Genomic DNA, 25,157 nt, shown 5'->3' with positions numbered 1-25,157 from the left:
TTCCCCTTTCCCGTGGTGACCGACACAGTGAATGCAGCCATCGACGATGGATGCTGATGAACCGAGCTTAGGCATCTGCCGGCAAGCCGGCACTTGTACCTTCGTACAGTGCCGCTGGCGGACAGTGCTGTGGATACTCCGCAGCCATTGTCCCGGCCCTGCCGCAAGCCGGACGTCCACCGAGGAGATTCACGGATGGCATTCCTGATCGTGCTGGCCGCGCTGTGCTTTCTGATGTTCGCGGCGTATCGCGGCTACAGCGTGATCCTGTTCGCGCCGATCGCCGCGCTGGCTGCGGTGCTGCTGACCGAGCCGGCGCTGGTGGCGCCGATGTTCACCGGCCTGTTCATGGACAAGATGGTCGGTTTCCTCAAGCTGTACTTCCCGGTGTTCATGCTGGGCGCTGTGTTCGGCAAGCTGATCGAGCTGTCAGGTTTTTCCAAGGCCATCGTGGCGGCCACCATCGGCCTGGTCGGGCGCAGCCGGGCGATTCTCTCCATCGTGCTGGTATGCGCACTGCTGACCTACGGCGGGGTTTCGCTGTTCGTGGTGGTGTTCGCGGTGTACCCGTTTGCCGCGGAATTGTTTCGCCAGTCCAACATCCCGAAACGACTGATCCCCGGCACCATCGCGCTGGGTGCGTTCACCTTCACCATGGATTCGCTGCCGGGCACGCCGCAGATCCAGAACATCATCCCCACGTCGTTCTTCGGCACCAATACCTGGGCAGCGCCGTGGCTGGGCACGATCGGCGCGGTGTTCATCCTGGCTGTGGGGCTGGGCTACCTGGACTGGCGCCGGCGCAAGGCTGCCGCAGCCGGCGAGGGCTACGGCGACAACCTGGTCAACGAGCCGGCCCCGTTCGAGGGTGGCAAGCTCGCCCATCCGTTGATTGCACTGCTGCCGCTGGTGCTGGTCGGCGTGTGCAACAAGCTGTTCACCGACCTGATCCCGCGGCTGTACGGCGAAACGCAGTCGTTCCTGCCCAGCGTGGTCGGCAGCGCGAAGCCGGTGGTGCAGGAGGTGTCCAAGGTCGCCGCGATCTGGGCGGTCGAGGGTGCGTTGCTGATCGGCATCCTGTGCGTGCTGGTGTTCGCCTGGCGTGCGGTGACCCGGCACCTCGCCACGGGCAGCCAGGCGGCGGTCGGCGGCGCCTTGCTGGCGTCGATGAACACCGCCTCGGAATACGGCTTCGGCGCGGTGATCGCCGCCCTGCCCGGCTTCAAGCTGGTGGCCGACGCGCTGCACACGATCCCCAACCCGCTGGTCAATGAAGCGGTCACCGTCACCGCGCTGGCCGGCATCACCGGCTCGGCGTCCGGCGGCATGAGCATCGCGCTGGGTGCGATGGCCGAAACCTTCATCGCCAACGCGCACGCGGCCGGCATCCCGATGGAAGTGCTGCACCGGGTCGCCGCGATGGCCTCCGGCGGCATGGACACGCTGCCGCACAACGGCGCCGTGATCACCCTGCTGGCCGTCACCGGCCTGACCCACCGGCAGGCCTACAAGGACATCTTCGCGATCACCGTGATCAAGACCCTGGCCGTGCTGGTGGTGATTGCGGCGTACTACTTCCTCGGCGTGGTGTAGCCGCGCCGCCGGTGCCCGCGGATCGCGGGCTGCAGGCTGGATGAACGGATCGAAGAAATGACGGGCAAGTTGTCACACAAGTCCGTATAATCGGTCAATTCGCCCTTCAAAAACCTGCGTGACGGCCCCCGAGCCGCCCGAGTCGATCCCATGTCCATCGAAAAACTGCGCAATATCGCCATCGTCGCCCACGTCGACCACGGCAAGACCACCCTTGTCGATTGCCTGCTCAAACAGTCCGGCACGCTCAGCGAGCGCACCGTGCTGGCCGAGCGCGTGATGGACTCGAACGACCAGGAAAAGGAACGCGGCATCACCATCCTGGCCAAGAACACCGCCATCACCTGGCAGGGCAACCGCATCAACATCGTCGACACGCCGGGACACGCCGACTTCGGCGGCGAGGTGGAGCGCGTGCTGTCGATGGTGGACTCGGTGCTGATCCTGGTCGACGCGATGGACGGCCCGATGCCGCAGACCCGCTTCGTAACGCAGAAGGCGTTCGCGATGGGCTTCAAGCCGATCGTGGTGGTGAACAAGGTCGATCGCCCCGGTTCACGCCCCGAGTGGGTCGTCGAGCAGGTATGGGACCTGTTCGATCGCCTGGGCGCCACGCCCGAGCAGATGGATTTCCCGATCGTCTACGCCTCGGCCCTGAACGGCTACGCCAGCCTCGACGACAGCGTGCGCGAAGGCGACATGACCCCGCTGTACGAGGCGATCATGCAGCACGTCAGCAAGCCTGACGTCGATCCGGACGGTCCGTTCCAGATGCGCATCAGCCAGCTGGACTACAACAACTTCGTGGGCGTGATCGGCATCGGCCGCATCCAGCGCGGCACGCTGAAGAAGAACATGCCGGTGGCGGTGATCGACCGCCACGGCAAGAAGCGCCAGGGCAAGGTGCTGCAGGTGCTCGGTTTCATGGGCCTGGAGCGCATCGAGCAGGAAACCGCCGAGGCCGGCGACATCGTCGCCATCTCGGGCATCGCGGACCTGACCATCTCCGACACGATCTGCGCGCTGGACACGCCGGAAGCGCTACCCGCGCTGACCGTCGACGAGCCGACCATCAGCATGACCTTCCAGGTGAACAATTCGCCGTTCGCCGGCAACAAGGATCTCTCCGGCGGCAAGTTCCTGACCAGCCGCCAGCTGAAGGACCGCCTGGAGCGCGAGCAGGTGCACAACGTGGCGCTGAAGGTCGAGCAGGGTTCGGACGCCGACAAGTTCCTGGTCTCCGGCCGTGGCGAGCTGCACCTGTCGGTGCTGATCGAGAACATGCGCCGCGAAGGCTACGAACTGGCCGTATCGCGCCCGGAAGTGATCATCAAGGAAATCGACGGCCAGAAGATGGAGCCGATCGAGCAGTTGGTGGTCGATGTGGAAGAGACCCACCAGGGTCCGGTGATGGAACGCCTGGGCATGCGCAAGGGCCAGCTCAAGAACATGGAACCCGACGGCAAGGGCCGCGTGCGCCTGGAGTACATGATCCCGGCGCGCGGCCTGATCGGCTTCCAGAACCAGTTCAAGACCCTGACCCAGGGCTCGGGCCTGCTGTTCCACGTGTTCGACCATTACGGTCCGAAGGAAGAAGGCCAGATCGCCAAGCGCCTCAACGGCGTGATGATCGCCAACGCCGGCGGCACCACCCCGGCCTACTCGCTGGGGCCGCTGCAGGACCGCGGCAAGCTGTTCGCGGCCGAGGGCGACAATGTGTATGAAGGCCAGCTGGTCGGCATCCACGCCAAGGACAACGACCTCACGGTGAACGTGATCAAGCCCAAGCCGCTGACCAACATGCGCGCCTCGGGCAAGGACGACGCGATCCAGCTCACCCCGGCGATCAAGTTCACGCTGGAACAGGCGCTGGACTTCATCGACGACGACGAGCTGGTCGAGGTCACCCCGAAGGAAATCCGCCTGCGCAAGAAGCACCTCACCGAGAACGACCGCAAGCGCGCCTCGCGCGGCTGAGCTGTCGTCTCATGTGATTGAACGGAAGGCCGCCGCAAGGCGGCTTTCTGCTTGAAGATGCCCGGAAATCAGGCGCAGGAACCCATCTGTGGGTGGTTCATGCCTTTACACCTCGAACCCGCAGACCGGGCCGCTGCCTGGCCAGCTTGCGCAGCAGCTCGGCGAAGGCTTGCAGGTCGTCGTGCCAGGGCGAGGCGTCGCGCCAGTACAGCGCGATCTCTCGGCCGCTCGCCTGCCCCTTGAGCTTCGCCAGCGCGATGTTCGGCATCGAGGCCAGCCGCTCGTGCGCCAGTGCCGGCACCAGCGCATAGCCACCGCGCAGACTGACCAGGGCAGCCAGGCTTTCCAGACTGACGTCCTGCACGTGGCCGTGCTCGCTGCCGTCGCTGTCGAGGCCGTCGACGTGGCTTTCAGCCATCAGCGTGGCCTCGGCCGGATCGAGCTGGGCCAGCGCGATGCTGTCATGGCCGGCCAGGGGGTGGTCGGCGCGCAGCATCAGCTCCCACGGCTCGAAGAACAGCGGACGCGAGGCGATCCCGCTGGTCGCCGCGGCCGGCGGCGCCAGCACCGCGTCGAGTTCGCCTTCGCTCAACCGCCGCAGCAGGCCGCGCGGCTTGCCTTCGGAAATGCCCAACCTTGCACCCGGAAAATGCTGCGGGAACGGCGCGATCAGGTGCGGCAGCAGGTACGGCCCCAGCGAAGCCGGCACGCCCAGCCGCAACTCGCCGCCGAAGGCGACCGCGCCGGCGCGGGCGACCTGCTGCAGGTGTTCGGCGGAAGCCAGCACCGCGTCGATCTGCTGCAGCAGCCGCTGGCCGCCTGCGGTCGGCACGATCTTCCGCCCGCCACGCTCGAACAACGGCGCGCCCAGCGCCTGCTCCACTTTCTGCACCTGGTGCGACAGTCCGGACGGACTGATGTGCATGGCCCGCGCCGCACTGTTGAAACTGCCGTGGCGATGCACCGCCTGCACCAGCGCGAGGTCGCGCAGCGAGACAGCGGCCAGGCCCATCGAAATCATCGAATGCTGCATGTCATCAAAGGCGTTTGCGTGCGGTGGTCATCGGGCCCATCCTGTGCGGCGAAGCTCCGCCATGAGCGTCGGCGCAGTGTACCCGCCGGCGCAGCCCGACAGACGCCCCGCAAGCCATGCACGCCACTCTTACGATGTCGTGCCGGTTCGCGGCCGCGCGGGGTTTGCGCGATAATTGCGTTTTTTGCCGGGATGGCGAACCCCACGCCATCCCCGGCACGTCGTCGAGTCATCCCAGCCGCAGGATTCAGCCAGGAGCACGTCCCCATGAAAGACACCTTTTCCGCACGCGACACCCTCGAGGTCAATGGCAAGCAGTACGCCTTTGCCAGCCTGGCCAGGCTGGGCCAGCGCTTCGACCTGAAGCGGCTGCCGTACTCGATGAAGATCCTGCTGGAAAACCTGCTGCGCCACGAAGACGGCGTGGACGTGACCGCGAAGGAAATCGAGGCAGTCGCGAACTGGAATGCGAAGAAGGAGCCGGACACCGAAATCTCCTTCATGCCCGCACGCGTACTGCTGCAGGACTTCACCGGCGTGCCGTGCGTGGTCGACCTGGCGGCGATGCGCGACGCGATGAAAGCGCTGGGCGGCGACCCGACCCTGATCAACCCGCTGTCGCCGGCCGAGCTGGTCATCGACCACTCTGTGCAGGTTGACGTGTTCGGCAGCGAGGACGCGCTGGAAAAGAACGTCGCGATCGAATTCGAGCGCAACCAGGCCCGCTACAGCTTCCTGCGCTGGGGCCAGAAGGCGCTGGCCGACTTCAAGGTGGTGCCGCCGCGCACCGGCATCGTGCACCAGGTGAACCTGGAGCACCTGGCCCGCGTGGTGATGGCCAACGAGGTCGACGGCCAGCAGTGGGCCTACCCGGACACCGTGTTCGGCACCGACTCGCACACCACCATGGTCAACGGCCTGGGCGTGCTGGGCTGGGGCGTGGGCGGCATCGAAGCCGAGGCGGCGATGCTGGGCCAGCCCTCTTCCATGCTGATTCCGCAGGTGGTCGGCTTCAAGCTGTCCGGTCGCCTGCCCGAAGGCGCCACCGCCACCGACTTGGTGCTGACCGTGACGCAGATGCTGCGCAAGCAGGGCGTGGTCGGCAAGTTCGTCGAGTTCTTCGGCCCGGGCCTGCAGCACCTGGCACTGGCCGATCGCGCCACCATCGGCAACATGGCGCCGGAATACGGCGCCACCTGCGGCATCTTCCCGGTCGACGCGGAATCGCTGCGCTACCTGCGCCTGTCCGGTCGCAGCGACGAGCAGGTCGCCCTGGTCGAGGCATACGCCAAGGCCCAGGGCCTGTGGCACGACGAAAACAGCGTGCACGCCGACTTCAGCGCCACGCTGGAACTGGACCTGGCCGACGTCAAGCCGTCGATGGCCGGCCCGAAGCGCCCGCAGGATCGCGTGCTGCTGACCGACGTCAAGCAGAACTACAACGACAACCTGGGCGCCACCACGACCAAGCGCAACGGCGCCGAAGCCCGCTTCGCCAATGAAGGCGGCGACACCGCGGTCGGCCACGACCAGAGCCAGAACGCACCGGGCCAGCACGTGTCGATGAATGGCCAGGACTTCCGCGTCGGTGATGGCTCGGTGGTGATCGCCGCGATCACCTCGTGCACCAACACCTCCAACCCCGCCGTGATGCTGGCTGCCGGCCTGGTCGCCAAGAAGGCCGCCGCGCGCGGCCTGAAGGCCAGGCCGTGGGTGAAGACCTCGCTGGCCCCTGGCTCCAAGGTGGTCACCGACTATCTGGAAAAGACCGGCCTGCTGACCGAGCTGGAGAAGACCGGCTTCTACCTGGTCGGCTACGGCTGCACCACCTGCATCGGCAACTCCGGCCCGCTGCCGCAGGAGATCAGCAAGGCGATCAGCGCCGGCGACCTCACCGTGGGCGCCGTCATCTCCGGCAACCGCAACTTCGAAGGCCGCGTGCACGCCGAAGTGAAGATGAACTACCTGGCCTCGCCGCCGCTGGTGGTCGCCTACGCCCTGGCCGGCTCGCTCGACATCAACCTCACCACCGAACCGCTGGGCCAGGGTTCGGATGGCAAGGACGTGTTCCTCAAGGACGTCTGGCCCACCAACCGGGAAATCAGCGACCTGCTGACCAGCGCGGTCACCTCGGACATGTTCAAGAAGAACTACGCCGACGTGTTCAAGGGCGACGAGCGCTGGAGCGCGATCGCTTCGCCGGACGGTGCGCTGTACGCGTGGGACGAAGCGTCCACCTACATCAAGAACCCGCCCTACTTCGACGGCATGACCATGGAAGTGGGCAAGGTCGAGGACATCCACGCCGCGCGTTGCCTGGGTCTGTTCGGCGACTCGATCACCACCGACCACATTTCGCCGGCCGGTTCGATCAAGAAGGATTCGCCCGCCGGCCGCTTCCTGATCTCGCGCGGCGTGCAGCCGATCGACTTCAACTCCTATGGCTCGCGTCGCGGCAACGATGACGTGATGGTGCGCGGCACGTTTGCCAACATCCGCATCAGGAACCAGATGCTGGATGGCGTCGAAGGCGGCTTCACCCGTCATGTACCCAGCGGCGAACAGCTGGCGATCTACGACGCGGCGATGAAGTACAAGGATGCGGGCACCCCGCTGGTGGTCATCGCCGGCAAGGAATACGGCACCGGTTCATCGCGTGACTGGGCGGCAAAGGGCACCCTGTTGCTGGGCGTCAAGGCCGTGATCACCGAGAGCTTCGAGCGCATCCACCGTTCCAACCTGGTCGGCATGGGCGTGCTGCCGCTGCAGTTCAAGGATGGCGATAGCGCCAAGTCGCTGGGCCTGACCGGCAACGAAAGCTTCGACATCACCGGCCTGGACAACGGCAATGCGAAGGAAGCCATGGTGGTGGCCACGGCCGCCGACGGCAGCAAGAAACAGTTCACCGTGCAGGTCATGCTGCTGACCCCGAAGGAGCGCGACTTCTTCCGTCACGGCGGCATCCTGCAATACGTGCTGCGTCAGCTGGCCAGCAAGAAAGCCGCCTGAATCCCAGCGTGACTTCATGTGGAACCAAAGACCGCCCCGGCCTCCGGGGCGGTCTTTTCATGTGTGCGGAAAGCATGGCAGCCCGCTCACCGGTGATGCTGCTTGCTCCGACTCCCGTCAAGGCATCGCCCGCGAACGGGCCCCTACATCGTGTGTTTCCAGCTCGCCGTGTAGCAGCGCCATTCACCATCTTCCCAGCGCCATGCCGATTCCACCTGGTACAGGCCCAGCTGGTCGGGCAACAGGCCACCGCCGCTGGTCAGCGTGACCGTAAACGTCGCCAGCATCCGTTCACCGCGGTGCTCGATCGACACCGGTCCCATCGTCACGCCGACATGCTCGCCACGCAGCGCGAGCAGCCGGACCACGCCGGCCAATCCGCGTCGATCCAGCATGCCGGCGTTGCCGTCGAAATCCTTGCTCAGCGGCGCCTCCACATCGCTGGCCGAACCCGCTTCGGCCGCCTGCGCAACAGCGGCAATCGCCTCGCGCACCTGCGCTTCATCAGGTGTGCAGTGACAGGCCGGCAAGGCCAGCGCGAGCAGTGCGACAACAGCCAGTTGGCGGACGGTTTTCATCAATCGAATCATCGACGGGGCTCGCTGCAGTGGGCTTGCCGCTATACGCGGGCGTATGCTCCAATCAGCCGGAGCATGGTCCATGATGGAAGCTGTCGCCATCTAGAGCCATCATCGATCCACCGTCGTCGACAAAACAGGGAACCCAAAGCATGAGCAATGAACGTCCGTGGCTGGAGAACTATCCAGCCGGCGTGCCGGAACAGATCGACGTCAGTCAATATGCTTCGGTACCGGCGGTGCTGGAAGAAGCGTTCACGCGCTTCCATGATCGCCCGGCGTTCGCCAGCTTCGGCCGCCAGCTCAGCTACGGCCAGATCGATGCGATGAGTCGCCAGTTCGCCGGCTACCTCACCGGCGTGCTCAAGCTCGGCAAGGGTGATCGCATCGCGATCATGATGCCGAACGTGCTGCAGTACCCGATCGCCCTGTTCGGCGCGCTGCGCGCCGGCCTGGTGGTGGTCAACACCAACCCGATGTACACCGCGCGCGAACTCAAGCACCAGCTGGAAGACGCCGGCGTCAGGGCGATCGTGGTGCTGGACAACTTCGCCGCCACCCTGCAGCAGGTGGTCGCCGAAACCCACGTGCAGCACATCGTCACCACCGGCATCGGCGACCTGCTCGGCTTCCCCAAGGGCGCGCTGATCAACTTCGTGCTGAAGCACGTGAAGAAGATGGTGCCGGCGTTCGACCTGCCGCAGGCCGTGCGTTTCCGCGACGCGCTGGCGCGCGGCGCGGCGCATCCGCTGCAGCCGGTGACGCTGACCCACGACGACATCGCCTTCCTGCAGTACACCGGCGGCACCACCGGCGTGGCCAAGGGCGCCATGCTGACCCACGGCAACATGATCGCGAACATGCTGCAGGCCGGCGCCTGGATCGGCGGCAATGCCAAGCCTGGCGAAGAAGTGATCATCACCGCGCTGCCGCTGTACCACATATTTTCGCTGACCGCGAACGGTCTGGTGTTCATGCGCCTGGGTGGCCTCAACTGGCTGATCACCAACCCGCGCGACATGCCCGGTTTCGTCAAGGAACTGCGCCAGTCCGGCTTCACTGCGCTGACCGGCGTCAACACGCTGTTCAACGGCCTGCTCAACACGCCCGGCTTCGCCGAGCTGGATTTCTCCAAGCTGCACCTGACCCTGGGCGGCGGCATGGCGGTGCAGCGCGCCGTGGCCGAACGTTGGAAAAAGGTCACCGGTTGCACCCTGGCCGAGGCCTACGGCCTGACCGAGACCTCGCCCGCCGTCTGCATCAATCCGCTGGACCTGAAGGAATACAACGGATCGATCGGCCTGCCGGTACCGTCCACCAATGTGGCGATCTGGTCGGAGGACGGCAAGCCGCTGCCGCTCGGCGAGACGGGCGAACTGATGGTGCAGGGCCCGCAGGTGATGAAGGGCTACTGGAACCGTCCGGACGAAACCGCCAAGGTGCTCGGCGCCGACGGCTGGCTGCATACCGGCGACATCGCGAAGATGGACGCGAACGGCTACTTCTACATCGTCGACCGCAAGAAGGACATGATCCTGGTGTCCGGCTTCAACGTCTACCCGAACGAAGTCGAGGATGCCGTCATGCAGCACCCCGGCGTGCTCGAAGTGGCGGCGGTCGGCGTGCCTGACGAGCATTCTGGCGAGGTGGTGAAGCTGTTCGTGGTGCGCAAGGATCCGAACCTCACCGAGGAAGCGCTCAAGCAGTTCTGCCGCGAGAACCTCACCGGCTACAAGCGACCCAAGCTGATCGAGTTCCGTGACAGCCTGCCCAAGAGCAACGTGGGCAAGATCCTGCGCCGCGAGCTGCGCGACGAGAAGAAAGCCACGGCTTGATTTCCCGCCAGGTACCGGCAACCAAAAACGCCCGCAGATGCGGGCGTTTTTCATGCAGTGACTGCATTCGCTCAGCCGTCCTTCCAGTACTCCAGGATGTCGGCATAGCCACCCAGCAGGTTCCACAACGGCACCTGCTTGTCCTCGGGAATGCGGCTGTACGAAAAGCCGACATGATGATCGGAGATGCGCGCCACCACGGCCTCAAGATGGATATGCAGGTTGTTGCCGAAGATCATGTCGAGCACCCAGCTCTGCCCGACATGGCCCGACCAGCCCAGTGGGCGGCGCAGCAGCGCGCCGGTAGCCGAGATATCGACCAGCTCGGTCGGATGCGACTCGCCGTTGCCGCTCATCAGCACCGTCGTCTCGATCTGCATGCGCGCCGGACGCAACTGCTCCGGTCCACCGCCATCCTGCCCGCTCTTGTCGATCGCCATCAGTTCCACCACCTGTTTTGCACTAGCACCCCGCCGAGGGCACCGGGTAAACATCATCCTGAAATCTTTCTGCCGCACCCTTTGCCGGCGATACCGCTGCACGATGGCAGGCCAGGGTTGTCAACCGTGTGAAAGCAATCAACGTGCCATCCGCGGTTTTATACTCCGCCCGACGCCCACCAGGCCCGCAGGCGTCGCACACGCCATGCCACGCTCCACCCGACCAGGACCCGCACATGGCCGCAACGCCATCGTGACACGCACCGCTCCGGTTCGCTGTCGCCAAACGCGGCGTTGACGCGAGCCTGACCCATTCCGACACATTAGGTCACATGCCGCCCCCTGCCGCGCTGCCGGCGCACCGGTTTTCCCGGCACAATCCGCCTATTGTGCCTGCCGGGAGCGCCGCTGCAAAACCGGCAGACGCCCGCAAACGGTGCCTTGTGGACAACCGCGCCAGCAGGTGGCCTGCGCTGGACTTGGCACCGGCTAACCGCTACTCTTGGCCCACGCGTGGCTCCATGGAAATGTTTGCCGAGCACTCTCGGCGGCCCCTGGCATCCATTCGATTGCTCTCGAACCGACCTGTGAACAGCCGGTGGCGTCGTTTCCCGCCCTCCCTGGCTTGGCGTACCTGCCGTGGCTGACAACCCGCAGTCGACGCGATGGTCGCTGGCGATCTGCCTGACCGAACCACCACCGAGTGGCTTCGTCATGCCCGTCGTGACGATGGCGTCCGCCACGCCTCGAACGAACAAGTGTGAAGAACGCAGTATCCCGGGAATGCCGCCTCACCGCCGTGTTCCGAGTACGGACATCCGATGCCGTGTCGGCATGGAATGACTCCGATCATGTTGAACGCACTGCAGCCGCTGAAGACGGCCCCATGACATGCATTGATGAGCACTGAGCCCGTCGAGCCACAGAGCCCGGTCACCGCACCGCAGGGCGCGTTTGCACCGGTACCTCAACAGCAGGAAATGCCGCTGGCCATCGTGCGCGGCCAACCGATGCTGCAGATGCCGCAGGACCTGTACATCCCGCCGGACGCGCTCGAGGTCATCCTGGAGGCGTTCGAAGGGCCGCTGGACTTGCTGCTGTACCTGATCCGCCGGCAGAACCTCGACATCCTGGACATCCCGGTCGCCGAGATCACCCGGCAGTACATGGCCTATATCGAGCTGATGCGGGACGTGATGCGGCTGGAGCTGGCCGCCGAATACCTGCTGATGGCCGCGATCCTGGCCGAGATCAAGTCGCGACTGCTGCTGCCGCGGCCGCCCGCCGAGGAAGGGCTGGAAGAGGATCCCCGTGCCGAACTGGTACGGCGCTTGCAGGAGTACGAGCGGTTCAAGCGGGCCGCCGAGGACATCGAGGCGATGCCGCGGCAGGAACGCGACAGCGTGGTGGTCCACGCCGACGTGGGCGAACGCAACGTGATCAGGTTGCCGCCACCGCTGGAGCTGACCGAGCTGCTGCTGGCACTGAAGGATGTGATGCACCGGGCGGAGTTGTTCGGGCATCACGCGATCAAGCGCGAGGCGCTCAGCGTGCGCCAGCGCATGGGCGAACTGCTCAGCCGGCTCGACGACAGCAGCTTCCACCGCTTCGAGAGCCTGTTCGACATCAGCGAGGGGCGCCTCGGCATCGTGGTGACGTTCCTGGCGATGCTGGAGCTGGCCAAGGAAATGCTGGTCGAGATCGTCCAGGAAGAGCCACTGGCGCCGATCTACGTAAAGGCAAAGGTCAGCCATGCCGAGGAACCCGTCGACGCACCGGCGGACGACGCACAAGCGGGCGAGTCGGCACTGATCGAATCGTCCGGCGAATGAACGACAACCACTGAGCGGTACCGATCAAACCGGCATCCGAATCCAAGGTCATGCAGATCGAGCAACTCAAACCCATCATCGAGGCCGCCCTGCTGGCCTCCACCCAGCCGTTGACCGTGCAGCAGCTGGGCGAGCTGTTCAACGAGGCCGACGAGGTCAACCGCGAGCAGATCGCCAGGGCGCTCGAGGCGCTGGCCGGGGACTGCGCGGGCCGCGGCATCGAGCTGAAGGAAGTGGCTTCCGGCTTCCGCTACCAGGTGCGCCAGGACGTGCACCCGTGGATCTCGCGGATGTGGACCGAGCGCCCCAGTCGCTATTCGCGCGCGCTGCTGGAGACACTGGCGCTGATCGCCTACCGCCAGCCGATCACCCGCCCGGAGATCGAGCAGATCCGCGGCGTGGTGGTGTCCTCCAACATCATCAAGACGATGGAGGAGCGCGAGTGGATCCGCGTGGTCGGCTATCGCGACGTGCCCGGCAAGCCGGCGCTGTTCGGCACCACCCGCGCCTTTCTCGATTATTTCAACCTGAAATCGCTGGACCAGTTGCCGCCGCTGTCGGAAATCCGCGACATGGAAGACCCGCAGATGCGCTTCGAGCCCGACCCCCTGCCCGCCCGCATCGTGCGTGACCTGCCGATCGACCCGGACGAGATGGCAGCCGAGGCCGGCGACGACACTGAACACCATCCATCTGCGGACATCGCAGATACCGAAGACAGCGACATCATGGTCGACGCCGATGCGCCGGCCAGTTCACCCGAGTCCGGCGAACCTGGCTCCGACACGAGCCTGCCCGCCGACAACCCGATTGCCACTGCCGACGAGGCAGCGAACCCCGCCGCGGACGTCGACACCGACACCGCCGAGCAAGATCCCGAGGAGTATCGCGCATGACTGCGCCGCAAAAATCCGTTTTATCCCTGAAGCGCGAACCGCGTATCGACACCGACGCACCCGCGCTGGAAGAGCGCCTGCACAAGGTGCTGGCCAATGCCGGCCTCGGCTCGCGCCGCATGCTCGAGCAGCGCATACAGTCCGGCGAAGTCGAACTGAATGGCGCCCCTGCCGAAATCGGCATGGGCGTGAAGGCCGGCGACCGCGTGGTCATGGATGGCAAGCAGTTCGTCGTGGCCACCGACAGCCGCGACGACACCGAGGTGCTGATCTACCACAAGCCCGAGGGCGTGCTGACCACCCGCGACGACCCCGATGGCCGTCCCACCGTGTTCGAACAGCTGCCACGCCTGAAAGGCGCGCGCTGGGTCGCCGTGGGCCGACTCGACATCAACACCACCGGCCTGCTGCTGCTGACCACCGATGGCGAACTGGCCAACGCGCTGATGCACCCCAGGAGCGGGCTCGAACGCGAATACCTGTGCCGCGTGCACGGCGAAGTGCCTGACGAGGTCATCGAGAAACTCAAGGCCGGCGTGGAGCTGGAAGACGGCCCGGCCCGCTTCGACGAGATCGCCGTGATCAGCCGCGGCGGCAGCCACAGCTGGTTTCGCGTGGTGATCCGCGAAGGCCGCAACCGCGAAGTGCGCCGCCTGTGGGACTCGCAAGGTTTCCTGGTCAGCCGCCTGAAGCGCATCCGCTACGGCGGGATCGAGTTGCCGCGCAACCTGCGCCGTGGCGAATGCGAAGCGCTCGATGCCGAAGGCGTCAAGCAGCTGCGCCAGACCACCGGCCTCGGCATGCCGCAACCGGTGCTGACCCTGAGCCCGGTGCTGCATCAGCGCCGTGCCAATCGCAACGTCACCGAGTACCGCCCCGAACGCGGCGCCGGCACGGCCTGGACCGGCGGCCAGGACGAGGCACGTGAACTGCGCGCCTACGACCGCATCCGCGAGGAACCGACCCGCGGGCGCAAGCCGCCGCGCCGCGACGGCAAGGAAGTCAACGGCAACCTGGCCCGCCCCGAACGCAGCGGCGCCGGCAAGCACGGTGGCGGCAAGGGTCGACGCGTGGCGCCAGGCCAGGAGCTGCCGTCGGTGCGCACATGGTTCGCCGGCGAAAGCCGCGACGGCAGCACCCGTCCCGGCGCCCCCCGCGGCAATGCCGGTGCTGGCAATCGGCGCCCGGGCGGTGGCAAGCCCTTCGGCGCGCACGGCACGGGTGAAGGTCGGGCCGCCGGCAGTCCGTACAGCGGCTTCGGCGGTGAATCGCGTGGTCCTGGCATGGGCGGCAACCGTGCACCAGGCAATCGCGGCCCGCGGGCGCAAGGCCAAGGGCAGGCCCAGGGCAATCGTGCGCACGGCAACCAGGCGGCCCGTCCGCACGGCCAGGGCGGTAACCGGCCACATGGCAGCGGCCGCCCGCCAGGCCAGGGTGGCAACCGTCCGCAGGGCGGCGCCCGTCACGGCGGCCCGGCCGGCGGTCGTCCGCCGGGTCGCGGCGGCAACCGTTCGGGCAATCGCTGAGGCCCTGACCACGGAGAGTGATGGACCGATGCTGCGCATCTACCACAACAACCGCTGTTCCAAGTCGCGCGCCACGCTGGCGTTGCTGGAACAGCACGGCGGCAAGGTCGAAGTGATCAACTACCTCGACACGCCGCCAAGCGCCGCCGAACTGGTCGTGCTGCTGCAACAGCTGGGCATGACCGCACGCGAACTGCTGCGTACCGGCGAGGAGGAGTACCGCTCGCTGGGGCTGGACGATCCCGCCCTCGACGACGGTGCGCTGATCGCCGCGATGGTGGCACACCCGAAGCTGATCGAACGCCCGATCGTGGTCGCCAACGGCAAGGCCGTCATCGGCCGTCCGCCGGAAGCGGTGCTGGCGATACTCTGAGCTGATCGCAAACTGCCCGACAAAAAGCCGCCTTGAGGGCGGCTTTTTGTCGAATGCCCCGCGCATCGCTCCAGCACTCGCAGCAGCCCGCTGGCGGGCTCCTGCGGACGGACGGGGAGCTCAGCCCGGATCGAGCGTGAACGCGTCGGCGTCCATCCACGCCGGGAAGCGTTCGCGGTGCGCCAGCAGCGGTGCCGAGTCCAGCGTGATCGTCACCACCTGTTCCTGCGCGCCCAGTTCCACCAGTGGCTCGCCGACCGGATCGAGCACCGCGCTGTCGCCGGCATACGGAATCTCGTTGCCGTCCACGCCGACCCGGTTCACCCCGACCACGTAGCTGAGGTTCTCGATCGCCCGAGCGCGCAGCAAGGTACGCCACGGTTGCCGGCGCGGCGCCGGCCAGTTCGCCACGAACACGGCCAGGTCGTAGTCCATGCCACCGGTGGCAGACGCCAGCCGGCGGTTGCGCAGCCACACCGGGAAACGCAGGTCGTAGCAGACCTGCGGCAGGATGCGCCAACCCTTCAGTTCCACCACCAGCCGCTGGTTGCCGCCGCCGTAGCGAGTGTGCTCGCCGGCCATGCGGAACAGGTGGCGCTTGTCATACTGCTCGAAGCTGCCGTCCGGGCGCACCCACAGCAGGCGGTTGTAGACCACGCCGTCCTCGCGGATCGCCAGGCTGCCGCAGATCACCGCGCCGACCTCGATCGCCAGCGCGCGCAGCCAGGCCACGCCCTCGCCGTCCATGGTGTCGGCGCTGGCCTGGATGTCGTTGCTGAAGCCGGACAGGAAGGTCTCCGGCAGCACGATCAAGTCGCTGCCTTTGGCCTGGCGCACCAGCGCGCCGTAGTAGTCGCGGTTTGCCGGCGCATCGTGCCAGCGGGTAGCGCCCTGTACCAGCGACACGCGCAGCGGTTCGAGGCCCACGCCATCGCTGCTCACAGCCGGCACAGCCGCTCCGCGGCCGCCTCCATGGTGGCGTCGCTCTTGGCGAAACACAGCCGCAGCAATCGCGTGCCCGGCGCGCTTTCATAAAACGGCGTCAGCGGAATGGCGGCCACCCCACCCTGCTCCACCAGCCAGCGACTGAAGGCGAGGTCGTCCTCGTCGCGGATCGCCGAATAATCGACCAGCTGGAAATAGCCACCCGGCACGTCGAGCAGTTTGAAGCGCGACGGCGCCAGCAGCGCACGGAAACGATCGCGCTTGGCCTGGTAGAACGCCGGCAGTTCCAGATAATGCTGCGGCGTGCTGGCCATGAACTCGGCGAACGCCACCTGTGCCGGGTGGAAGGTGCAGAAGGTGAGGTACTGGTGCACCTTGCGGAACTCGGCGCTCAGCGCGGCCGGCGCCACCGCGTAGCCGACCTTCCAGCCGGTGCAGTGGTAGGTCTTGCCGAACGAGGAGACCACGATGCTGCGTTCGGCCAGTTCCGGATGGCGCAGCACGCTCTCGTGCCGCGCGCCGTCGTAGACGATGTGTTCGTACACTTCATCGGACAGCACCACGATATCAGTATCGCGCACGATCGCCGCCAGCTGCTCCAGGTCGGCTGCCGACAGCACCGCACCGGACGGGTTATGCGGCGTGTTGATCATGATCATGCGCGTCTTCGGCGTCACCGCGTCGCGCACACGCTGCCAGTCGATCGCGAACGCCGGCACGGTCAGCGGGATATGCACCGCCCGCGCGCCCTGCAGCTCGATCGCCGGTTCGTAGCAGTCGTAGGCCGGGTCGAACACGATCACTTCCTCGCCCGCGCGCACCGTCGCCGCGATCGCCGCGAAGATCGCCTCGGTGGCGCCGGAGGTGAGCGTGATGTCGGTATCGACGTCGAGCTTGCGGCCGTACAGCCGTTCGGTCTTCAACACGATCTGCTCGCGCAGGGCCGCGATGCCGTGCATCGGCGCGTACTGGTTGCGGCCTTCGTTCATCGCGCGGGTCAACGCGTCGCGCAGCCCCTGCGGCGGCTCGAAGTCGGGGAAACCCTGGCCCAGATTCACCGCCTTGTGCTGCAGCGCGAGCTGGCTCATCACGCTGAAGATGGTGGTGCCGACTTTGGGAAGCTTGGTGGCGATCATCGTTTGGCCGTATAAATGTCCGTGAACCCGGCAGCGTACTGCATCGGGACCATCGTGCGCATCATGCCGCGGGGAGTTCGCCCTGCGGACGCTGCTTGCATTGCTCGTGCTTCTGCAAGGTGGTGGCCGGCAACCGCTCGGCCAGGAAATCCACCAGCGCACGCACGCCCGGCAGCATGCCGCGCCGGCTGGGATAGACGAAGTGCATGGTGCCCTCGGGTACGCTCCACTCCGGCAGCACCACTTCGAGCTCGCCTGCGGTGATCGCCGGCGCACAGACGAACTCCGGCAGCAGCGCCACACCCATGCCGCGGCGGGCAGCCTCCAGCAGCACCGCGAAATCGCCGGTGATCAGCCGCGCCTGCACTTCCACGCTGGTCTGCGCGCCGTTCGCGCCGATCAGCTCCCACAGCTGGGCGCCCTCGTGCTCGCTCATCGACAGCGCCGGCAGGCGGGCCAGGTCGTCCGGTTGCAGCGGGCGCCCCTGCGCCTTCAGCAGCGCCGGGCTGGCCACCAGCTTGGTGCGCGACAGGCCGAAGGTGCGGATCACCAGGTTCGCGTCGGTATCCAGCTTGGTGCGCACGCGGATCGCCAGGTCGTAACCCTCGCCGATCACGTCGACCCGGCGGTTGCCCGACAGCAGCCGCACCTGCATCTTCGGGTACTGCGCGAGGAAATCCGGCAGCACATGCGCCAGCACGGTCTGCGCCAGCGAGACGGGGCAGCTCAGGCGCACCACGCCGCGCGGCTCGGCGCGCAATTCGTCCACGGCGTCCTGCGCCGCCTGCGCTTCCTCCAGCACGGCGCGGCAGTGCGCGTAGAAGCGCTCGCCGACCTCGGTCACCACGAAGCGTCTTGTGGTCCGCTGCAGCAGGCGCACGCCGAGGCGTTCCTCCAGTTGGGCCACGCGCTTGCTCAGGCGCGACTTCGGTATGCCCAGCGCGCGGCCGGCCGCGGAAAAACCGCCGTGCTCGACCACCGCGGCAAAAAAGTACAGGTCGTTGAGGTCCTGCAGGGCACCGCTCAATACCGTCATCGTCGTTTCCATTCAAGAACGATAAGTTCGATAACTGCCATCTTATCGCGATATTGTTCGGAATATATCCTGAGTCCATCGCCAATCGTTGGCCCGACCAGGAACCTTTCCATGAAACTCTTGCATCTCGACTCCAGCGCGCTGGGTGGCTACTCGGTGTCGCGCCAGCTGACCGCCGACATCGTAGCCGAGCTGAAGCGCAGCACACCCGACACCGCCATCCATTACCACGATCTGGCTGCCCAGCCGCTGCCGCACTGGACGCCGGTGGCCGACGCCAGCGACCCTGCCGCCGTGCTTGGCAACCAGTTGCTGGAGGAATTCCTCGCCGCCGACGTGGTGGTGATCGGCGCGCCGATGTACAACTTCGCCATTTCCAGCTCGCTCAAGGCGTGGCTTGACCGCATCCTGGTCGCCGGCAAGACCTTCCGCTATACCGCGAACGGCCCCGAAGGCCTGGCCGGCGGCAAGCGGGTGATCGTCGCCTCCAGCCGCGGCGGCATCTACAGCAAGGATGCAGCCGCCGCCGCGATGGATTTCCAGGAACCCTACCTGCGCGCCGCCTTTGCCTTCATTGGCATCAATGACGTCGAGTTCGTGCGGGCCGAAGGCGTTGCGATCGGCGACGAGCAGAAGGCCGCGGCGCTGAAGTCGGCGCACAACACGATCGGAACACTGGTCGCCAGGGCCGCCTGACGCCCTCCGGCTGCAGCGCCGTCGCGAACGCCCTCTCCCGTGCGGAGGGGGGCGTTTTGCGTTTTCGCGCCGGCAACCGGTAACCACCACGGTGGAAAAACCGCGCGCATGCCGACACACTGCGGGTTCACCCGCCCACCGGAATCCGCGCATGAAACGTTCGCTATGCCTGTCCATGCTCGCCCTGCTGGCATTGGCGCCAGCGGTGCAGGCCGCCGACCTGCTGGTCGACAACGTCAACGGCTACACGCTGGACAGCCACGGCAAGCTGCAGCACTTCCAGGCACTGCTGGTTGATCAGGGCAAGGTGGTCGCCACCGGCAGCCATGCCGAACTGGCCAATCGCGCCGGCGACGCCAGGGTGATCGACGGCCACGGCCGCACCCTGCTGCCCGGGCTGATCGATGCCCACGGCCATGTGCTGGACCTCGGCTACGCGCGCAACAGCGTCGACCTCACCGGCACGCAATCGCTGCAAGAAGCGCTGGCCAAGGTGAAGGCCTACGCCGCAGCGCATCCCGACGCGAAGTGGATACTCGGCGGCGGCTGGAACCAGGAAATCTGGAAGCTCGGCCGCTTCCCAACCGCCAAGGAACTGGACGCCGTGGTGTCCGACCGCCCAGTGTGGCTGAGCCGCGTCGACGGCCACGCCGCCTGGGCCAACTCCGCCGCCATCAAGCTGGCCGGCGTCAACGCGACCACCAGGGACCCGTCCGGCGGGCGCATCGAACGCGACGCCAGCGGCAACCCGGCCGGCGTGTTCGTCGACGGCGCCACCGACCTGGTCAACGACAAGGTGCCTGCACCCACCGCGCAGGAACGGGCCGCCGCACTCGACGCCGCGCTGGCCGAGATGGCCAGCGTGGGCCTCACCGGCGTCGGCGATGCCGGCATCGACCTGGACACCTACCGGCTCTACCGCGACTACGCCGACGCGCACAAGCTGACCGCGCGCATCTACGCGATGATCCGCGACACCGGCGCGGCGTTCGACACCATCAGCCGGGACGGCCCGCTGATCGGCTATGGTGGCGACTTCCTCACCGTGCGCACGGTGAAGCTGTTCGCCGACGGCGCGCTGGGCAGCCGCGGTGCGGCGATGCTCAAGCCCTACAGCGACGACCCGCACAACCGCGGCTTGCTGTTCATGCCGCCCGCGGCGATGACCGCGAAGATCGACAAGGCCTTCGCCAGGGGCTACCAGGTGGCCATCCACGCCATCGGCGACGGCGCCAACCGCGAGGTGCTGGACAGTTTCGCCAGCGCCTACCAGACCCATCCGCAGGCGATCGCACTGCGCAACCGGGTCGAGCACGCGCAGATCCTGTCGCTGCAGGACATTCCCCGCTTCGTGCCGCTCAAGCTGATCGCCTCGATGCAGCCCACCCACGCCACCTCCGACATGAACATGGCCGAGGACCGCATCGGCCACCAGCGGATCGCCGGCGCCTACGCATGGCAGCGCTTCCTCAAGCAGGGCACGGTGATCGCCGGCGGCTCGGACTTCCCGGTGGAGTCACCCAACCCGTTCTACGGCCTGTATTCGGCGGTGACCCGCGAGGACCACGACGGCCAGCCGCCCGGCGGCTGGTACCCTCAGCAGGACATGACGCTGGTGCAGGCGCTGCGTGCGTTCACCCTTGACGCGGCCTACGCCGAGCACGCGGAACACACGCTGGGCACGCTGGAGCCGGGCAAGTGGGCCGATTTCATCCTGGTCGACCACGACGTGGTCAAGGACTCGCCCAGCAAGATCTGGAACACCAGGGTGCTGCAGACCTGGGTGGGCGGCAAGCAGGTCTACGCCGCCAGGGATTGATGTCGCAGGATGCGGGACGGAAAAGGCCGGCGTCCACGCCGGCCTTTTTCTTTGCAGCAGCGCTCAGATCGTCGAGGCCCGGCCGCCGTCCATCGGGACGATCGCACCAGTGACGTAGCTGGCTCGCGCCGAGGCCAGGAACAGCGCCACGTCGGCGATTTCCGCCGGCTCGGCCAGACGCCCCAGCGGGATGCCGGCCAACTGCCGCGCCAGCAGTTCCTCACGTGGCAGGCCGGTGGCGCGCACTTCGGCGTCCAGCCCCTCCTCCATGCGGCCGGTGCGGGTAATACCGGGATTGATCGCGTTGACCCGCACGCCCTTGCCGGCGTAGGCGTTGGCGTAGCCCACCGTGGCCAGCATCAGCGCGGCGTTGGCCGAACCACCGGCGATGTGCTGTGGGCTGGCCTGCCGCCCGCCCTGCCCTATCACGTTGACGATGCTGCCGCGGCCACGCGCGCCCATGCGGCGGATCACCGGGTCGATCGCGTGCATGTAGCTGAGGTACTTCGCCTGCATCGCCGCCAGCACCGCGACCGCGTCCAGCTCGGCCGGCGGCGTGCGGCGCGCCGCGCCGGCGCAGTTCACCAGCACGTCGATCGGGCCGTGGTCGTGCTCGATGCGCTCGATCACCAGCCCGGCCGCCACGCTGTCCTTCAAGTCCGCCGCCTGCACCGCCAGCGCCAGCCCGGCCGCGGCAAGCTGGCGTTGCGCCGCCTGCAGGTTGGCCGGGTCGCGCGCGATGCCGACCACCGTCGCCCCCTCGCGGGCGAACGCGGCCGCGCAGGCCAGCCCGATGCCCCTGCTGGCGCCGGTGACCACCACCACGCGTCCGGTCAATTCGAGATCCATCGGGCTGCTCCGTCGAGGCTGAAGACGGCCCATTGAACCACGCCGTGACGGCCGCCACCGCGGTTCCGATGCTGCCGAACCGCGCTGCAGCGCGGTTTCGGCGCCTAGGCCATCAGTCATGTTGCGAAATAGCCACGCACCTATTGACGGATCGAAACATGGTGTTATAGTTCACTACAACACCACTCAACGAGGTCACCAAGGAGGCCCGTCATGAAAGCGCAAAACCTGATCGCCAGCGCCGCCGCCGTCCTGTTCACCTTCGCCAGCCTGAGCGCCGTCAACTACAACGTCGACAGCCAGCCAGCCCCGGCCAGCAAGACCAGCACCATCCACGTCATCGACCTGGCCCCGGTCCAGGTTACCCCCAGCGCTGCCGAAATGCGCACCGCCGCCCTGCTGAACGACATCGGCGTCGCCGGCGTCGCCGCGATCCCGGCCATCGGTCACCTGGATGGCGCCAGCCACGCGGAGCAGTTCAGCCTGCTCGGGTCGCAGTTGGCCATGCCCTACTATTCGTTTGGCAACAAGTTCGGCCGCATCGCCAAGGAATAAAACATGACCATGATCTGGAACGACAGCGTCCCGATCTATCGCCAGCTGCAGCAACGCGTGGTGGCGATGATCCTGGACGGCGCCTTGAACGAGGGCGACCCGCTGCCGTCGGTACGCCAGGTGGCCGCGGATTTTCAGATCAATCCGCTGACCGTGTCGAAGGCGTACCAGGAACTGGTCGACGAACAACTGGTTGAGAAAAGGAGGGGTCTGGGCATGTTCGTCATCGAAGGCGCTCGCGAGGCGCTGCTGAAATCCGAACGCGAGCGGTTCCTGCGCGAGGAGTGGCCGGTCCTGTTTGCCCGGCTGCAGCGACTGGGGCTGGATCTGAAGACGCTTATGCGCGAAGCCCCAACCGAAAAGGGCAACGCCGACAAGGAGGACAAATCATGAGCGCGGTGATCACGGCCAGTGGCCTGACCAAGCGATACAAGTCGGCACTGGCGCTGGACAACGCCAGTTTCCGCATCGAACCCGGCCGCATCGTCGGCCTGATCGGCCCCAACGGCGCCGGCAAAACCACCGCGCTGAAGGCGATCCTGGGCCTCACCGATTTCAGCGGCGAACTGAACGTGCTGGGCTTCGACCCGCGCAAGCAGCGCGACAAGCTGATGGGCGAAGTGTGCTTTATCGCCGACGTGGCCGTGCTGCCGCGCTGGATCAAGGTACGCCAGGCGGTGGACTTCGTCGCCAACGTGCACCCGCGCTTCGACCGCGCCAAGTGCGAGGCTTTCCTGGCGCGCACCAAGCTGCAGCCCGAGCAGCGCGTGCGGCAGATGTCCAAGGGCATGATCGTGCAGCTGCACCTGGCGCTGGTGATGGCGATCGACGCCAGGCTGCTGATCCTGGACGAACCCACCCTGGGCCTGGACATCCTCTATCGCAAGCAGTTCTACCAGAACCTGCTGGAAGACTACTTCGACGAGAACAAGACCATCATCGTCACCACGCACCAGGTGGAGGAAGTCGAGCACATCCTCACCGACCTGATGTTCATCCGCGACGGCAGGATCGTGCTGGACGCCGACATGGACGCAGTCGGCGAGCGCTTCATCGAAGTGATGGTGGGCGCCGACAAGGCCGACGCGGCCCGCGCATTGAAGCCGCTGGACGAGCGCCAGGTGTTCGGCAAGAGCATTTTTCTGTTTGACGGCGCGAACCGCGCGACGCTGGAGCAACTGGGCGAAACCCGCCGGCCTTCCGTCAGCGACCTGTTCGTCGCCACCATGAAAGGGACCTACGCATGAACACCCCGATCTGGAAAGACACCTACTGGCTGGTGAAACGCGAGTTCTGGGAACATCGCGGCGGCTTTTTCTGGGCCCCCGTCATCACCGGCGGCATTTTTCTGCTGCTGAACATCATGGGCATCATCACCGCCGAGGTGCTGGGCGCCAGCCATGGCATCCATTTTGGAGCCAGCAGCGGCCTGCACGTTGTCATGTCCGACATGGATGCGGGCGACCTCAGCAAGGTGGGCTTTGCGCTGGACCTGGCGATGTATTCGGCGATGGGCCTGCTCACCGTGGTACTCGGCTTCGTGGTGTTCTTCTATTGCCTCGGCGCCTTGTATGACGACCGGCGTGACCGCAGCATCCTGTTCTGGAAGTCCCTGCCCATCTCCGACGCCAGCACCGTGTTGTCCAAGGTCATCAGCGGTACCGTGCTCGCCCCCGTGATCGCCGTGATCGTCGGTCTCGTGGTCGGCATCCTGCAGCTGCTGATCCTCGCCATCACCCTGTCGTTCCATGGCGTGAATGTGTGGCAGCTGCTGTTGCTGGCCCATCCCTTCCGCATCATGTCCAACCTGATCGGCTACATCCCGCTGTATGTGTTGTGGGCCCTGCCGTCGGTCGGCTGGCTGCTGCTCTGCTCGGCCTGGGCACGCAACAAGCCGTTCCTCTGGGCCGTCGCGTTGCCGGTGGCCAGCGGCCTGGTGATCAGCTGGTTCGGCCTGATGGGCGTGTTCAACCTGCCGGCCACCTGGTTCTGGAAGAACATCGTGCAGCGCGGCCTGCTCAGCACCTTCCCCGGCACCGGCAGCATGTTCAACACCAACGGCGACTCCATCGTCCACGTCTCCGGCAACCCGAGCATGGACTTCATGGACCTCGCCAACACCTACCAGTTGCTGGCATCACCGGACCTGTGGATTGGCGTCGTGATCGGCCTGGGCCTGCTGGCCGGCGCCATCTGGTTCCGCCGCTGGCGCGACGACAGCTGACTTCCAGTCGAATTCGGATCAAGGAGAACATCCATGAAGCGCATCACGCTCAATACACTCGCATTGGTCCTGCTGCTGCCGCTGGCTGCCTGCAGCCAATCCGGGCAGGACACCAGCCCATCGGGCGCCGCCGGCGACACCACGCAGGCCGCGAAGGAAGTCCACGAGCAGACTTCCTCCTCGATGATTGCCACCGAGGTCCGCAAGGGCATCGAGCAGGCCAAGAAGGAGCTGGTCACCAAGGACATCGACGTGGGCGGCATCCACATCGGCGACGGTCCGCACCCGCACGACGGCTCCCTGCCCAAGGCGGTGATCACCCCGCAGGGCACGCTGGTCATCGCCGGCAAGCCGGTCGAGGCCACGCCGGAACAGCACACCCTGCTGGTGGGTTATCGCCAGCAGATCATCGGCATCGCTGAAGCCGGCATGGACATCGGCGCCAGCGGCGCGGACGTCGGCGTCACCGCGGCCAAGCAGGCGATCTGGGGCGCGTTCACCGGCAAGACCGACAAGGAGATCGAAGCCAGCATCAAGCCGCAGACCGATCAGATCCAGGCCGCCGCCATGCAACTGTGCAAGCGCCTGCCCGACCTGATGACCTCGCAGCAGAAGCTGGCCGCAGTGATGCCTGCGTTCAAGCCCTACGCCACGATGACGCAGCAGGACGTCGACGACTGCGGCAAGGACATGAAGGACAAGGACGGCAAGAAGGGCTTTGCTGTGTTCTCCGATTAAGCTACCCGCACTCCGCCCGGCGAAACGGCGCGCCCTGCTGGCGCGCCGTTTCGCGTTTAGCGGCAGT

At 66.3% G+C, this 25,157-nt stretch carries 22 protein-coding genes; 15 read left to right on the top strand and 7 right to left on the bottom strand.

Annotated elements, in window-relative coordinates:
* Nucleotides 1–195: 195 nt before the first annotated feature.
* Together QQA13_RS07215 and typA are read left to right on the top strand one after the other, a co-directional pair.
* A complete protein-coding gene (locus QQA13_RS07215) occupies nucleotides 196–1,593 on the top strand; it encodes a GntP family permease (RefSeq protein WP_108471292.1) in 1,398 nt (465 codons plus the stop codon).
* 150 nt (nucleotides 1,594–1,743) lie between these two features.
* Nucleotides 1,744–3,570 (top strand): translational GTPase TypA, encoded by a 1,827-nt coding sequence (typA, locus tag QQA13_RS07210; protein WP_108471293.1) that lies wholly within the window; start codon nucleotides 1,744–1,746, stop codon nucleotides 3,568–3,570.
* Nucleotides 3,571–3,667: 97 nt separating this feature from the next.
* Here typA and QQA13_RS07205 read toward each other — a convergent pair whose 3' ends face one another.
* Nucleotides 3,668–4,603 (bottom strand): LysR family transcriptional regulator, encoded by a 936-nt coding sequence (locus QQA13_RS07205; RefSeq protein ID WP_108471294.1) that lies wholly within the window; start codon nucleotides 4,601–4,603, stop codon nucleotides 3,668–3,670.
* 267 nt (nucleotides 4,604–4,870) lie between these two features.
* Between QQA13_RS07205 and acnA the strand changes: the two genes are divergently transcribed.
* The gene (gene acnA, locus QQA13_RS07200) at nucleotides 4,871–7,612 is read left to right on the top strand and encodes an aconitate hydratase AcnA (protein WP_108471295.1); all 2,742 of its coding nucleotides are present in this window, start codon (nucleotides 4,871–4,873) and stop codon (nucleotides 7,610–7,612) included.
* A gap of 143 nt (nucleotides 7,613–7,755) precedes the next feature.
* On the opposite strand, the gene QQA13_RS07195 is transcribed toward acnA, so the two are convergent.
* On the bottom strand, nucleotides 7,756–8,190 hold the full coding sequence (locus QQA13_RS07195) for a hypothetical protein (RefSeq protein ID WP_234411309.1): 435 nt from the start codon (nucleotides 8,188–8,190) through the stop codon (nucleotides 7,756–7,758).
* Between the two features lie 152 nt (nucleotides 8,191–8,342).
* On the opposite strand from QQA13_RS07195, the gene QQA13_RS07190 reads away from it, so the two are divergent.
* Nucleotides 8,343–10,025 carry a long-chain-fatty-acid--CoA ligase gene (locus tag QQA13_RS07190; protein ID WP_108471297.1) on the top strand — a complete coding sequence of 561 codons (1,683 nt, stop codon included), beginning with the start codon at nucleotides 8,343–8,345 and terminating at the stop codon, nucleotides 10,023–10,025.
* Nucleotides 10,026–10,096: 71 nt separating this feature from the next.
* Here QQA13_RS07190 and QQA13_RS07185 read toward each other — a convergent pair whose 3' ends face one another.
* Nucleotides 10,097–10,465: a PilZ domain-containing protein gene (locus tag QQA13_RS07185; RefSeq protein WP_108471623.1), complete on the bottom strand. Its 369-nt coding sequence runs from the start codon at nucleotides 10,463–10,465 to the stop codon at nucleotides 10,097–10,099.
* 899 nt (nucleotides 10,466–11,364) lie between these two features.
* On the opposite strand from QQA13_RS07185, the gene QQA13_RS07180 reads away from it, so the two are divergent.
* From QQA13_RS07180 to arsC, 4 genes are read left to right on the top strand one after another with little or no spacing between them, the layout of a single operon-like run.
* Nucleotides 11,365–12,297 (top strand): segregation and condensation protein A, encoded by a 933-nt coding sequence (locus QQA13_RS07180; protein ID WP_108471298.1) that lies wholly within the window; start codon nucleotides 11,365–11,367, stop codon nucleotides 12,295–12,297.
* 50 nt (nucleotides 12,298–12,347) lie between these two features.
* Entirely contained in the window at nucleotides 12,348–13,193 is an 846-nt protein-coding gene (scpB, locus tag QQA13_RS07175) for an SMC-Scp complex subunit ScpB (RefSeq protein ID WP_108471299.1), read from the top strand.
* The gene (locus QQA13_RS07170; protein WP_108471300.1) at nucleotides 13,190–14,719 is read left to right on the top strand and encodes a pseudouridine synthase; all 1,530 of its coding nucleotides are present in this window, start codon (nucleotides 13,190–13,192) and stop codon (nucleotides 14,717–14,719) included. Before scpB ends, QQA13_RS07170 begins: the two co-directional genes overlap by 4 nt.
* 28 nt (nucleotides 14,720–14,747) lie before the next feature.
* A complete protein-coding gene (gene arsC / locus QQA13_RS07165) occupies nucleotides 14,748–15,092 on the top strand; it encodes an arsenate reductase (glutaredoxin) (protein WP_108471301.1) in 345 nt (114 codons plus the stop codon).
* 120 nt (nucleotides 15,093–15,212) lie between these two features.
* Here arsC and QQA13_RS07160 read toward each other — a convergent pair whose 3' ends face one another.
* The 3 genes from QQA13_RS07160 to QQA13_RS07150 form a co-directional block, all read right to left on the bottom strand.
* Nucleotides 15,213–16,034 (bottom strand): amidohydrolase, encoded by an 822-nt coding sequence (locus QQA13_RS07160; RefSeq protein ID WP_108471302.1) that lies wholly within the window; start codon nucleotides 16,032–16,034, stop codon nucleotides 15,213–15,215.
* A complete protein-coding gene (locus QQA13_RS07155; protein ID WP_108471303.1) occupies nucleotides 16,031–17,173 on the bottom strand; it encodes a pyridoxal phosphate-dependent aminotransferase in 1,143 nt (380 codons plus the stop codon). Before QQA13_RS07155 ends, QQA13_RS07160 begins: the two co-directional genes overlap by 4 nt.
* A 61-nt stretch (nucleotides 17,174–17,234) precedes the next feature.
* On the bottom strand, nucleotides 17,235–18,209 hold the full coding sequence (locus tag QQA13_RS07150; RefSeq protein ID WP_108471624.1) for a LysR substrate-binding domain-containing protein: 975 nt from the start codon (nucleotides 18,207–18,209) through the stop codon (nucleotides 17,235–17,237).
* 111 nt (nucleotides 18,210–18,320) lie between these two features.
* On the opposite strand from QQA13_RS07150, the gene QQA13_RS07145 reads away from it, so the two are divergent.
* The gene (locus tag QQA13_RS07145) at nucleotides 18,321–18,905 is read left to right on the top strand and encodes an FMN-dependent NADH-azoreductase (RefSeq protein WP_108471304.1); all 585 of its coding nucleotides are present in this window, start codon (nucleotides 18,321–18,323) and stop codon (nucleotides 18,903–18,905) included.
* A 151-nt stretch (nucleotides 18,906–19,056) separates the two neighbouring features.
* Nucleotides 19,057–20,724, top strand: coding sequence for an amidohydrolase (locus tag QQA13_RS07140; protein ID WP_108471305.1), 1,668 nt, complete (start codon nucleotides 19,057–19,059; stop codon nucleotides 20,722–20,724).
* A 63-nt stretch (nucleotides 20,725–20,787) separates the two neighbouring features.
* Here QQA13_RS07140 and QQA13_RS07135 read toward each other — a convergent pair whose 3' ends face one another.
* Nucleotides 20,788–21,573, bottom strand: coding sequence for an SDR family NAD(P)-dependent oxidoreductase (locus tag QQA13_RS07135; RefSeq protein WP_108471306.1), 786 nt, complete (start codon nucleotides 21,571–21,573; stop codon nucleotides 20,788–20,790).
* Between the two features lie 213 nt (nucleotides 21,574–21,786).
* Between QQA13_RS07135 and QQA13_RS07130 the strand changes: the two genes are divergently transcribed.
* Genes QQA13_RS07130 through QQA13_RS07110 form a run of 5 tightly spaced genes read left to right on the top strand, consistent with a single transcriptional unit; the run spans nucleotide 21,787 to nucleotide 25,090 of the window.
* On the top strand, nucleotides 21,787–22,128 hold the full coding sequence (locus tag QQA13_RS07130) for a hypothetical protein (RefSeq protein ID WP_159082174.1): 342 nt from the start codon (nucleotides 21,787–21,789) through the stop codon (nucleotides 22,126–22,128).
* Nucleotides 22,129–22,131: 3 nt separating this feature from the next.
* Nucleotides 22,132–22,521 (top strand): GntR family transcriptional regulator, encoded by a 390-nt coding sequence (locus QQA13_RS07125; protein ID WP_108471308.1) that lies wholly within the window; start codon nucleotides 22,132–22,134, stop codon nucleotides 22,519–22,521.
* Nucleotides 22,518–23,375: an ABC transporter ATP-binding protein gene (locus QQA13_RS07120; protein WP_108471309.1), complete on the top strand. Its 858-nt coding sequence runs from the start codon at nucleotides 22,518–22,520 to the stop codon at nucleotides 23,373–23,375. The genes QQA13_RS07125 and QQA13_RS07120 overlap by 4 nt, the downstream gene beginning before the upstream one ends.
* The gene (locus tag QQA13_RS07115; protein WP_108471310.1) at nucleotides 23,372–24,352 is read left to right on the top strand and encodes a hypothetical protein; all 981 of its coding nucleotides are present in this window, start codon (nucleotides 23,372–23,374) and stop codon (nucleotides 24,350–24,352) included. The genes QQA13_RS07120 and QQA13_RS07115 overlap by 4 nt, the downstream gene beginning before the upstream one ends.
* A 33-nt stretch (nucleotides 24,353–24,385) precedes the next feature.
* Nucleotides 24,386–25,090: a hypothetical protein gene (locus QQA13_RS07110; RefSeq protein WP_108471311.1), complete on the top strand. Its 705-nt coding sequence runs from the start codon at nucleotides 24,386–24,388 to the stop codon at nucleotides 25,088–25,090.
* Nucleotides 25,091–25,157 lie beyond the last annotated feature (67 nt).

It is taken from the genome of Rhodanobacter thiooxydans (assembly GCF_030291135.1).
Lineage (GTDB): Bacteria > Pseudomonadota > Gammaproteobacteria > Xanthomonadales > Rhodanobacteraceae > Rhodanobacter > Rhodanobacter thiooxydans_A.
Note: the sequence above shows the minus strand (reverse complement) of the source record. Positions and strands in the feature narration are given on the sequence as shown.